General features: G+C 63.8%; 11 protein-coding genes and 1 tRNA gene. 6 read left to right on the forward strand and 6 right to left on the reverse strand.

Features of this window, described 5'->3' with window-relative positions:
• Window position 1 precedes the first annotated feature (1 nt).
• The 4 genes from gor to Q1V57_RS04320 form a co-directional block, all read right to left on the reverse strand.
• Complete coding sequence (gene gor, locus Q1V57_RS04305) at window positions 2-1390, reverse strand: glutathione-disulfide reductase (protein WP_300527903.1); 1389 nt, start codon at window positions 1388-1390, stop codon at window positions 2-4.
• 9 nt (window positions 1391-1399) lie between these two features.
• A complete protein-coding gene (gene rpiA, locus Q1V57_RS04310) occupies window positions 1400-2098 on the reverse strand; it encodes a ribose-5-phosphate isomerase RpiA (protein WP_300527905.1) in 699 nt (232 codons plus the stop codon).
• Window positions 2098-3582 carry an NAD-dependent succinate-semialdehyde dehydrogenase gene (locus Q1V57_RS04315; protein WP_300527908.1) on the reverse strand — a complete coding sequence of 495 codons (1485 nt, stop codon included), beginning with the start codon at window positions 3580-3582 and terminating at the stop codon, window positions 2098-2100. The genes rpiA and Q1V57_RS04315 overlap by 1 nt, the downstream gene beginning before the upstream one ends.
• Window positions 3583-3741: 159 nt before the next feature.
• On the reverse strand, window positions 3742-4662 hold the full coding sequence (locus tag Q1V57_RS04320) for an NTP transferase domain-containing protein (protein WP_300527910.1): 921 nt from the start codon (window positions 4660-4662) through the stop codon (window positions 3742-3744).
• 110 nt (window positions 4663-4772) lie between these two features.
• Between Q1V57_RS04320 and Q1V57_RS04325 the strand changes: the two genes are divergently transcribed.
• Window positions 4773-5468 carry an HAD hydrolase-like protein gene (locus Q1V57_RS04325; protein ID WP_300527913.1) on the forward strand — a complete coding sequence of 232 codons (696 nt, stop codon included), beginning with the start codon at window positions 4773-4775 and terminating at the stop codon, window positions 5466-5468.
• A gap of 16 nt (window positions 5469-5484) precedes the next feature.
• Here the strand turns inward: Q1V57_RS04325 and Q1V57_RS04330 are convergent, their stop codons facing one another.
• The gene (locus Q1V57_RS04330; RefSeq protein ID WP_300527915.1) at window positions 5485-5703 is read right to left on the reverse strand and encodes a phosphoglycolate phosphatase; all 219 of its coding nucleotides are present in this window, start codon (window positions 5701-5703) and stop codon (window positions 5485-5487) included.
• A 247-nt stretch (window positions 5704-5950) separates the two neighbouring features.
• Here Q1V57_RS04330 and Q1V57_RS04335 point away from each other — a divergent pair.
• The 5 genes from Q1V57_RS04335 to Q1V57_RS04355 all read left to right on the forward strand — a co-directional run bounded on the left by Q1V57_RS04335 (window position 5951) and on the right by Q1V57_RS04355 (window position 10463).
• Window positions 5951-6025 (forward strand) — tRNA-Val (locus Q1V57_RS04335).
• A 139-nt stretch (window positions 6026-6164) separates the two neighbouring features.
• A complete protein-coding gene (locus Q1V57_RS04340) occupies window positions 6165-7202 on the forward strand; it encodes an extracellular solute-binding protein (protein WP_300527917.1) in 1038 nt (345 codons plus the stop codon).
• Complete coding sequence (locus tag Q1V57_RS04345) at window positions 7199-8827, forward strand: iron ABC transporter permease (protein ID WP_300527919.1); 1629 nt, start codon at window positions 7199-7201, stop codon at window positions 8825-8827. The genes Q1V57_RS04340 and Q1V57_RS04345 overlap by 4 nt, the downstream gene beginning before the upstream one ends.
• A complete protein-coding gene (locus Q1V57_RS04350; RefSeq protein WP_300527922.1) occupies window positions 8820-9839 on the forward strand; it encodes an ABC transporter ATP-binding protein in 1020 nt (339 codons plus the stop codon). The genes Q1V57_RS04345 and Q1V57_RS04350 overlap by 8 nt, the downstream gene beginning before the upstream one ends.
• A 48-nt stretch (window positions 9840-9887) precedes the next feature.
• Window positions 9888-10463: a DUF805 domain-containing protein gene (locus Q1V57_RS04355; RefSeq protein WP_300527925.1), complete on the forward strand. Its 576-nt coding sequence runs from the start codon at window positions 9888-9890 to the stop codon at window positions 10461-10463.
• 67 nt (window positions 10464-10530) lie between these two features.
• Here the strand turns inward: Q1V57_RS04355 and Q1V57_RS04360 are convergent, their stop codons facing one another.
• On the reverse strand, window positions 10531-11586 hold the full coding sequence (locus tag Q1V57_RS04360; RefSeq protein ID WP_366145075.1) for a Glu/Leu/Phe/Val dehydrogenase dimerization domain-containing protein: 1056 nt from the start codon (window positions 11584-11586) through the stop codon (window positions 10531-10533).
• Window positions 11587-11595: the final 9 nt, after the last annotated feature.

The raw sequence follows: 11595 nt of genomic DNA on the forward strand, positions 1-11595 counted from the left end.
TTTACTCTGCCGCTTTCAACTCCGGTGGCGTCCATTTCTCATTCATGGTCACCAACTCTTCTGCACTTGTTGGATGCACGGCGCATGCCGCGTCGTATTGATCCTTGGTCAAACCGGCTTTCACCGCAATACCTGCAAGCTGGATCATCTCCGGTGCATCCGGGCCGACAATGTGCACGCCGAGCACCCGCTGGGTGTCGCCATCGACCACCAGCTTCATCATCATGCGCGACTCGATATTGGTCAGCGACAGCTTCATCGGGCGGAAGCTGGTTTTGTAAATATCGATATTTTTGAACTCTTTACGCGCATCTGCCTCGGACAGACCGACCGAGCCGACCGGCGGCTGGGTGAAAACCGCCGAGGCGATGTCAGAATGGTCGTAGGCGCTCGGCTTGCCGCCGAAAACCGTGGCTGCAAATGCCGCACCTTCGCGGATCGCCACTGGCGTCAGATTGACCCGATCGGTGACATCGCCGACGGCATAGATGTTCTCGGCTGTGGTTTTTGAATACGGATCGACCTTGATCGCCCCGTTTTCGGTCAGTTCCACACCGGCGTTTTCCAGCCCCAGCCCGTCGACATAGGGTTTCCGGCCGATGGCATACATGACCATGTCGGCATCGACATGATTGCCGTTCTTGAGATGGACGCGCTTTTTGCCGCCGCCCAGGTCCTCGATCTTTTCAAACACTGTGTGCGTGATGACGCGGACGCCGGACCGCACCAGCTCGGAATGGACCTGGCTGCGGATATCATCATCAAACCCGCGCAGCACGGTATCACCGCGATAGACCTGGCAAACTTTTGACCCCATGCCCTGGAAAATCTGAGCGAACTCGCAGGCGATATAACCACCGCCGGCAATCACGACATGCTCGGGCAGCGTTTCAAGATGGAACGCCTCGTTGGAGGTAATGCCCAGCTCGGCGCCTTCGATATCCGGCACAAAGGGCGCGCCGCCGACCGCGATGAGTATCTTGTCGGCCGTGACGGTCTTGCCGGAATTGACCAGGCGGATGGTGTGGGCGTCATCCAGGACAGCGCGATCTTCCACGATCTCGACACCGGAATTGGACAGGTTGCGCCAGTAGATGCCGGACAGACGGTCGATCTCGGCATCCTTGGCCTCGATCAGCTTCTCCCAGCTGAACGTGCTCTCGCCGACATCCCAGCCATAGCTCTCGGCGAGCTTGAACTGCTTGGAGAACTCGCTGGCATAGACGAGCAGTTTCTTGGGCACACAGCCCCGGATCACGCAGGTACCGCCGACGCGGTATTCCTCGGCCACAGCGACCTTGCCGGCGCCATGGCGCTTGGCCATACGTGCCGCACGCACACCGCCGGAACCGGCACCAATGACGAAGAGATCGTAGTCGTACTGGGTCATGTGATCTGCCTACAGCTCCATCACCCGGGCCTGATTGTCTTCTCCGACAATCACCACGCGGGCGAGATTGATGAACAGGCCGTGCTCGACGACCCCGGGAATGGCCTTCAGCGCATGGTCCACCGCCCGGGCATCGGGAATGGCGTCGCAAGCGCAATCGAGAATGTAGTTGCCGCCATCGGTGATGAAAGGGGCGAGCCCATCGCCCTTGCGGCGCAGCTGAACGTCGGGCTGTTTCACCCCGGCAGACCGCAGGGCGTCGAAAATCTGCTTGGCGGCGATCGAAAAACCAAACGTGTCGACCTCCACCGGCAGCGGAAATTTCCCAAGCGTATCCACCAGCTTGCCTTCATCGACGATGACCACCATCAGGTCCGAGGCCTGGGCGATAATCTTCTCGCGCAGATGCCGGCCACCGCCACCCTTGATAAGCTGGAAGCGGCCATCGACCTCATCAGCGCCATCCACGGTCACCGCAATGTGATCGACATGATCGACCTCGACCAGCGGTACGCCGAGATCGCGGGCCAGCTCTGCGGTCTGTTCCGAGGTCGGCACACCCTTGATCGAGAGACCATTATTGACGCGCTCGGCCAGCAGGCGGACGAAAATCTCCGCGGTCGAACCGGAGCCGAGCCCGATCGTCATACCGTCTTCGATATAATCCAGCGCCGCGGCCGCCGCATGCGTCTTCTGGCGATCGCTCATTATTCGACCCCGCCCAGCAGCACGTAGCGCAGCTCGGTGAATTCCTCGACGCCCCACTTGCCGCCTTCACGGCCGATCCCGCTTTCCTTGACCCCGCCAAACGGTGTCGAGGCGGCTCCGACCATGGGCGCATTGACGCCGATCATGCCGTACTCCAGCCCCTCGGTCATGCGGTGAACGCGAGTGACATCATTGGTATAGAGATAAGCGGCCAGGCCGTAGGGCGTATCATTAGCGAGCTTGATAATCTCTTCCTCGCTCTCGGCGCGATAGACCGAGGCGACCGGACCGAAGATTTCAAAACAGGCCAGATCCATGGACGGGTTACCGCCCTCGATCAGGGTCGGGGCATAAAAGGCACCGCCAAGTTCATCGGTCAGCGGCTTGCCGCCGGCGAGGATGGTGGCCCCGCTGTCGCGGGCATCCTTGACCAGGGCATCCACGCGCTCGACGGCTTCCTGGTGGATCAGCGGACCGATATCGGTCGCACCTTCAAACCCGTCGCCGGGCGTGAGCGCGTCGACCCGCTTTTGCAGCGCCGCAACCAGGGCGTCGGCAATGCCCGGCTGGGCGATGATGCGGTTGGCTGAGACGCAGGTCTGCCCGGAGACGCGATATTTCGAGGCAATAATGCCATCGGCGGCGACTTCGGGGTCAGCATCGTCCATTACGATAAAGGGCGCATTGCCACCGAGTTCCAAAGCGACCCGCTTTACCCCGTCGGCCGCCTGGCGCATCAGCAGCTTGCCGACCGCGGTGGAGCCGGTGAAACCGATCATGCGGACTTCCGGCGCCTCGGTCATGACCGGGCCGAGCTGTTCAGCATCACCGCAGATCACGTTGAACACGCCTTTGGGAATACCGGCACGCTCGGCCAGCACGGCCAGCGCCAGGGCAGACAGCGGGGTTTCCGGAGCCGGCTTGATCACCATGGTACAGCCGGCCGCCAGGGCCGGAGCGCATTTGCGGGTGATCATGGCATTGGGGAAGTTCCACGGCGTGATACAGGCCACCACGCCAATGGGCTGACGCGTGGTCCAGCCGCGCGTGCCCGGGAACGGGGTCGCCAGGGTTTCGCCGTGGATACGCTTGGCCTCTTCAGCCGACCATTCAATAAAGCTGGCGCCGTAGACCACCTCGCCCTGGGCTTCGCGATAGGTCTTGCCCATTTCCAGCGTAATCAGCGTGGCCAGATCATCGACATTTTCCATAATCAGCTGGTGCCAGCGCATCAGCAGCGCTGCACGCTGGAAGGGAGAGGTCTTCTTCCATGTTGCAAAGGCCTGGGAGGCTGCGGCAACGGCCTGGCGGGCGCCTTCAGCGCCGACATCGGCGATATCGGCCAGCAGGGCGTTGTTGGCCGGATTGGTAACGGCAAAGCTGGAGGCTCCACCCACCCAGGCCCCGTCGATATAGGACCGGGTCTGCCACAGGCTTTGATCCTTCAAACGCTCGGCGGCGGAGGTCAGTTCGGCAACACTCATGGTGACGGCTCTCCCTTGGAAGCCCGGGCGCGATGCGTACCGGCCCGGCAGTCTCACTGTCTTTACAAAAGCCACGCGCTGGGACGCTGCAAAAAGCGTCGAATGGTCCGGCGTGGTTAGTCTCTTCCGGATATAGGCGCAGGGCGCGTGCTTCGCACCCTATTCTTCACCGCCGGTTTCACCCAGGCGGCTGAAAGCGGGCACGCGCATGTCTTCACTCAGGCTCACACCGGGAGCGATGACGACGTGGGGCTCGATCACCACATCGCGGGCAAAGCCGGTATCGTGGGAAAAGAACACCGTTTCCGGCGCCACCAGCGTCACCCCGGCCGCCATGGCTTCGGCGCGCTTGCGCGACTGGAAAGCCGCCTCGGCCTCGGCCAGATCGGCGCGTGAGTTGACGCCCAGGACTTCGCTGGCATCGGCTTCGACCACCACGGCCTTGTGACCGTCAGCGCGCGCCAGGCCCACCACGTCGGTCAGATAGTATTCGCCATTGGCATTGTCATTGGTGACACGGGAAAGCCACTCGAACAGCAGCTTGGCCGGAGCCGCGAGCACGCCGGAATTGACCAGGCCGACAGCGCGTTCCTCCGCACTGGCGTCCTTGAATTCAACAATACGGTCAAGATAACCGTCCGCATCGGTGATCAAACGGCCATAGGCAGCCGGATCATCGGGACGGAAACCGAGCACGGCGACCGAAGCCCCCTCACCCAGCGCCGCGAACACGCGCTCGACGGTCTGTGGCTGGATCAGCGGCGTATCGGCATAGAGCACAATTGCGTCACCGTCGAACGCCTCCAGGGCGTCTTGCGCCGACTGCACGGCATGACCGGTCCCCTGCGGCGGATCCTGCAGGGCGGTGGCGCAATCGAGCGCCTCGGCGGCGGTTTTCACCGCCGGAGAGTGCGCACCATAGACCACGATGGTCTGGGCCGCCTCGCTCTGGCGCGCCAGATCCACGCTCCAGTCGAGCATGGTGCGACCGCCGACGGCGTGCAGCACCTTTACGGTCTTGGATTTCATGCGGGTGCCCTGGCCGGCGGCGAGGATGACGGCTGCGCGCGCACGCGTCATGCAACCCTCCTTTTGCGGTCAATACGATGCGGATGTGCATTCGGGCTATAGCCTATCAGGGCAGAGCGCGTAAGCATGCTTGTGACGACAATCGACAGGGTTCCCCGATCATGCCGCAATCATTGGACCGCGACCTGTTTTCACGCGCTTCCATCGCCTTCGATCTCGACGGCACCCTGGTCGACACCGCCCCCGATCTGGTGCGAGCGCTCAACGCAGTGATTCGACCGCGCGGCCTGAGCGATGTTCTGGTGGAGGATGTCCGCGCCATGGTCGGTCGCGGTGCCAGGGCCCTGATCGAACGGGCCCATGCGCGCCAGGGCGCAGCGCTCGAGGAGGAGACGGCCACCGATCTGGTCGCGGCCTTTATCGAGGTCTACAAATCCGATGTCGCCGCAGAGAGCCGCATCTTCCCGCAAGTCGAGGACACGCTCGCGGCCCTGCGCGACGCCGGAGCCAGCCTGTCGGTCTGCACCAACAAACCGTCCATTCTGTCAGACCTTCTATTGCAGGAATTGGGGCTGATGCGCTTCTTCGACCGTGTCATCGGTCCGGAACGCACGGCGGCGAAAAAGCCGGCCGCGGAACATGTTCACGATGCGCTGGGTCAGGGGCATGAATTTGCCGGCATGGTCGGCGACAGCGCGCCGGATGCCGGTGCGGCCCGCGCGGCGGGCGTGCCCTGCCTTATCATGAGCTATGGCTATAGCGAACAGCCGGCCGGCTCACTGGGAGCCGACCGGCTGTTGGATGAATTCAGTCATGTGCCTGAATCGCTGGCCGCGCTGTGGCGGCCCAACCCCTGAAGCGGGGCGGGTCTGCTTAGGCCGTGCGGCGCTCGCGACCCTGGTCATTCGCCGGGCGCGGCGGCATGCCGTTCACCAGGTTCGAACGAACGTCGGTACGAGCCGAGCGCATTGCCGGCATGAAGCCCGCATCGACCAGGTCGACAGAGACATCATAGCCACGCTCTGCCCAGTAGGCTTCAATGCGGGATTTCAGGCGACGCGCGCCATCCGGCGTGCACAGATCGTTACTCATCAACAAAACCTCCTACGCGGCCGGGAATAGCTTCGGCCGGTATTGATTTCCTATCCGGAAGAATTCGGGGCCCACGCCTCGGGACACCCCGGTGTGCGCGGGGTGATATAGGCGCGGGCGGAATATGACGAGAGCATGAAGGTGTGTCAAGTTGTCGCACCCAAGATGAAATGCAGATGCGCTTCAACTCCCGCATGTGGTTGACCCGTCGGAAGGCCATGCGTATTAAGCCGCTTTCCGGAATTCCGGGCGATTAGCTCAGCGGGAGAGCACCTCGTTCACACCGAGGGGGTCACTGGTTCAATCCCAGTATCGCCCACCATTTCCACCTCAATTCGCAACCAGATGTCGACGCTCCGGCGAAGCGGGACGCTATGCCGCACGGCTTTCCTGTCCGCGATACTTGCGAAACATTCTCAATAATGGCATCCATCCGGCGAAACAGACCGATTGGACCCCAAATGCGCTTTCTGATTCCCGCCCTTGCCGCCGCAACGGCCCTGACTGCCTGCAGCCAGCCTGCCCCGTCCGGTGAGGAAACCGAAACCCGCTCGGTAAACCTCTATACGGCCCGTCACTATGCCAGCGACGAAGCCGTCTACGCCGCTTTCACCGAAGCCACCGGTATTGAAGTCAACGTGCTGCAGGCCAGCGGCGATCAGCTGATCGAGCGCGTCCGCGTCGATGGCGAGCGTAGCCCGGCCGATATCATCCTGACCGTTGATGCGGCCCGCCTCTTCCGCGCCGAGGAAGCCGGCCTGTTCGCAGTCAGCGACTTCTCCGATATCGAGGGTGTCGCGGCCAATATGATCGACCCCGATGGTCACTGGATCGCCTTTGCCAGCCGCGCCCGGGTCATTGCCTATTCCAATGATCGTGTCGAAGCCGGTGAGATCACCTCCTATGCCGACCTCGCCGACCCGCGCTGGGCCGGCCGCATCTGCGTGCGCAGCTCGGGCAATGTCTATAACCAGTCCTTGCTGGCCGGCATGATCGCCCATGAGGGCGAAGCGGCCGCGGAAGCCTGGGCCGCAGCCATCGCTGCCAACCTGGCGCGCGAACCGCAAGGCGGCGACCGCGACCAGCTGCGCGGTATTGCGGCGGGGGAGTGTGATGTGGCGATCACCAACCATTATTATTACGCCATGATGGCCCGCTCGAATGATGAGGCCGACCGCGCTGTCGCTGCGGCGTCCTCGCTGGTCTTCCCGAACCAGGACACGACCGGTACGCACGTCAACATCTCCGGCGCCGGCATCGCCGCCAATGCCCCCAATGCGGAAGAGGCGCGGATCTTCATCGAGTATTTGCTCGCGGCCGACTCGCAACGCAAATTCGCTGAAATGACCAATGAATTCCCGGTCATTGCGGACACGCAATGGGATAATGACGTGCTCGCAGGCATGCTGCCCTTCACCGCGGACAGCATCGCCATTGACGCCTTGGGCGAGAATAACGCCGCCGCCCAGCGCGTCTTTGACCGCGTCGACTGGCCGTGAGTTCCAGCCGCACCGTTAAGGCAGCCCGTCCGGCACTGACACCCTTTGCCGTGCTGGCTGCCCTGGTGTGTGCGGCGCCGATTCTGGCGGTTGCCTGGATCGCCCTGTCCGGCGGTGCCAGCGACTACCTCGTCCATCTCGCCCAGACACGGCTGCCGGTCTATCTGCTGACGTCCGCCCAGGTCGGGCTGATCGCCGCGACTGGTGCCGGGCTGATCGGTACCGGGCTGGGCTGGCTTATCGCCCGCTGCCGCTTTCCCGGGCGCCGACTTCTCTCCTGGGTCCTGGTCCTGCCCCTGGCCATGCCGGCTTATGTCGCCGCCTATGCCTGGCTGGACCTGAGTCAGGCCGGCGGGCCGCTCGATGTCGCGACTGCGGGCCTGTTTCCGACCGTTCGCGGTGCCTGGGGCGCCGGATTGATGTTCGCCCTGGTCCTTTATCCGTATGTCTATCTGCTCGCCCGCGACGCGTTTGCGGCGCAGTCGGCGGATGCGGTTGATGCCGCCCGGTCGCTCGGTGCGAGCCCGATGCGCGCTTTCACCCGCGTCAGCCTGCCGATGGCGCGCCCGGCCATCGCGGCGGGACTGGCGCTGGTCCTGATGGAGAGCCTGGCCGATTACGGCACGGTCAGCCATCTCGGTGCACCAACGCTATCGATCGGACTGATCCGGGCCTGGTCCGGCGCCGGATCTCTGCTTGATGCCGCCCGCCTCTCCCTGGTGCTCGTCGTCATCGCGCTGTTCATCTTCTCGCTCGAGCGCGCCCAGCGCCAGCGGGCCCGGACCAGCGCAACCTCCGGGCGTCACCGCCCGGCCCCACCACTCAGCCTGACCGGCTGGAGCGGCCTGGGGGCTCTGGCGCTGTGCCTGCTGCCGCTTCTGCTCGGCCTGATCATCCCGCTGGCGCGACTGGGCTGGCGGGCGCTACACGCCGCCTATACGCCAGACGTTCTGGACGCCGCGCTGAACTCGCTTTTCCTCGCCGGCACCAGCGCGGTTATCGCGGCCGGTCTTGGCCTGCTCACCGCCTATGCCCTGCGCACGCGTGGCCGTATCGCCACCGGCGCGGCGCGCCTGGCCGGACTGGGTTATGCCGTGCCCGGGGCCGTCGCGGCGGTCGGCGTGCTGGCCATCCTCTCCGGCATCCAGGGCTGGCTTGACCCCGTCTGGCGCAATCTGACCGGCGAGGTCTTCCCGATCCTGCTGACCGGCGGCGCCGGAGCGCTGATCTTTGCCTATCTCTCCCGCTTTGCCGCCGCGGCCATAGGTCCGGCCGAAAGCGCGCTGGGCCGGGTCACCCCGACGCTGGATGGCGCCGCCCGTACGCTCGGTGCCAGCGGCTGGAACCTTCTGCGGCGCGTGCACTGGCCCCTGATCGCCTCTGGTGTGGCGGCAGCCGGGCTGCTGGTGTTTGTCGAAGTGCTCAAGGAATTGCCGGCGACGATGATCCTGCGCCCGTTCAATTTCGATACCCTCGCCGTCACCGCCCACAACTTCGCCTCGGACGAACGTCTCGGCGAGGCGGCCCTGCCCTCCCTCGCCATCACGCTGATCGCCCTGCTTCCCATGGCGCTCGTGGCCCGCTACCTCTCCAAGGGCGCGATGTCCGGGGAGCGTGATGACTGATCTGACGGTACGCGGTGCCTGCCGCACCTTTGCCGGCGACCATGCCGCACTGAAAGGCGCCGATCTTGATCTGGCGCCCGGCAGCGTGACCGCCCTGCTGGGCCCGTCGGGAAGCGGCAAGTCCACCCTGCTGCGCGCCATTGCTGGGCTGGAACGGCTCGATGCCGGCGAAATCCGCTTTGGCGACACGCTGTGGAGTGGAGCCGGAGCGCATCTTGCCCCGGAACAGCGCAAGGTCGGTCTGGTGTTCCAGGACTATGCGCTCTTCCCGCATATGAATGCGCTCGACAATGTTGCCTTCGGGCTCACAGGCGCCGACCGAAAGGCGCGCGCGCTGGCCCAGCTGAATGCGGCCGAGCTGGGCGAAAAGGCCCGCAAATTCCCGCACGAACTGTCCGGCGGCGAGCAGCAGCGCGTTGCCCTCGCCCGGGCCCTGGCGCCCGAACCGGCCCTGGTTCTGCTCGACGAACCCTTCTCCGGCCTCGACCGGCGCCTGCGCGGGGCTGTGCGCGCCCGCACGGTTGCCGCCCTCAAGGCCGCCGGCGCAGCCGCGCTGATCGTTACCCATGACGCCGAGGAAGCCCTCGATGCTGCCGATACGCTGGCCCTCATGCTCGACGGGGTCATCGTCCAGACCGGTACGCCGGAGGATGTCTGGTTCAAACCAGTCAGCGCCGCCGCGGCGCGTCTGGTCGGCGATGCAAACATTCTTGAGGGCCGGGTCGAGACGGGCGAGGTAACGACCCCGTTCGGCCCCCTGGCCTGCGATGGCTTCGGCCAAGACACGCCGGTCGACGTCATCATCCGCCCGGCAGGCTTATGCGCAATCGACGGCGATGAATTTGAGGTGGTTGAGAGCCGCTATGCCGGATCAGAGCGACAGCTGAGCCTGAAAGCCAATGACGGCTCGTTATGGCGCGCCAATGCGCCAGCCGCCAGCGCCCTGAGGGCGGGTGACCGGACCGGGCTAGAGCTGGACACGGCCTTTGCCCATATTTCACCCAAGGGCTAGCCTGCACGAAACGAGCTGTGTCGCTGCCCCGGGGGTCTGACCAACACCATGATTGCGTCCGTCATACATAATCTGCGCAACCTCACGAACTTCTCCGGACAAGATACCAAAAACCAGTTCTGGCCCTACGCCGGTGTATTACTGGGACTGAGCTTCCTGGGCCTTATGCTGGCCTGGATTCCGGAGTTCCTCGCGTCTTTCGTACGCGCCGAAGCGTTCGCGATAGCCAACCCCGAAATGGCGACGATCATCGAAGAGCCGGGCAGCAAGACCATTATCATTCACGAGTTCCATCCCGACCTCATGCCCAATTTCGGCTGGCTGTTCGGATCACTGGGCCTGATCTGCGCCATCCTGGTTATGATGGTCGCGGCCAGTGTCGCGCGTCGGCTACGGGACCGGGGCAAAACCTGGCTCTGGGCTGTGCCGCCGCTGATCTTCCTGATCATCGGCGCGGTCGGGATGCAGACCCTGTTTGCCGCATTCGCGCGCGACGAGGCCGGGTCGGAGATGTTTGGCGCGTTCATGCTTCTATTCGCCAACAATGCGGCTTATCTCGGCAGCCTTGGATGCCTAGTCTATCTCCTCGCCGGGGACAGCAAAACAGAGACACCATCCGCCTGACCCAGAACAGAAAAAGCCCCGCTCGATCGAGCGGGGCTTTTGCAATTCCTGGCGGAATGAAGCGCGCCTAGGCGTTTTCCATCACCTTGCCGGAGCGCGCATCCTCGATACGGTTGCGTGCGACCTCGTCGGCGATCAGGTTGGACGGACGGCCTTCCTTGTCGGACATGTCGAGGATTTCGCCGAGGGTGTTTTCCAGACCCACCAGCTTGTTCTCGACCCAGCCGCTATCATAATCGCTGGCCGGCTTGCCCATGATGCCGATACCGATCTCGCTCATCACATTGATGATACCGCCGGCATTGAGGACGTAGTCCGGGGCATAGATCTTGCCGCGCTTTTGCAGCTCGGCACCCATGGCCCGGGTCTTGAGCTGGTTATTGGCCGCGCCGGCAATGATCTTGGCCTGGATCTGGTCGATCGTGTCCTCATTGATCACGGCGCCCAGGGCACACGGTGCGAAGACATCGACATCAAGCGCATAAATGTCGTCGAGACCGACAATCTTGGCGCCATGCTTGGCTTCCAGCTCTTTCAGACCCGGCTCGTTGATATCGGTGATGAACAGCTCAGCTCCGGCTTCAGCGAGATGGCCGCAAAGATAGGCACCGACATGACCGGCCGCGCCCTGCACCGCGACGCGAACGCCGGACAGGTCGGATTTGCCGAGGCCGCGCTCAACGCAGACCTTCATGCCGCGGAACACGCCTTCAGCGGTCACCGGGGACGGATCGCCGGTTGCCGCCTGGCCTTCCGGCAGGCCGACCACATTCTTGGTCGAGGAGCGCACGGCCATCATGTCGGCCGGGCTGACACCGACATCTTCCGCCGTGATGTACTGGCCACCGAGGCTTTCAACGGCGCGACCAAAGGCTTCAAACAGCGCCTTACGGTCGAAATCGCCTTCCGGCTTCATGATCACGGACTTGCCGCCGCCGATCGGCAGGCCGGCCATGATATTCTTGTAGCTCATGCCCTGGGACAGGCGCAGAACATCCTCCAGCGCTTCGGCCGAGCTGGGATAGGACCACATGCGGCAGCCGCCGGCGCCGGGGCCGGTTGCGGTGGAGTGCACGCCGATGATGGCCTTGAGGCCGGTCTTCTCATCGGTCGCAAACAGGATTTTTTCGTG

The organism is Maricaulis sp. (assembly GCF_030149425.1).
Taxonomy (GTDB): Bacteria; Pseudomonadota; Alphaproteobacteria; order Caulobacterales; family Maricaulaceae; genus Maricaulis.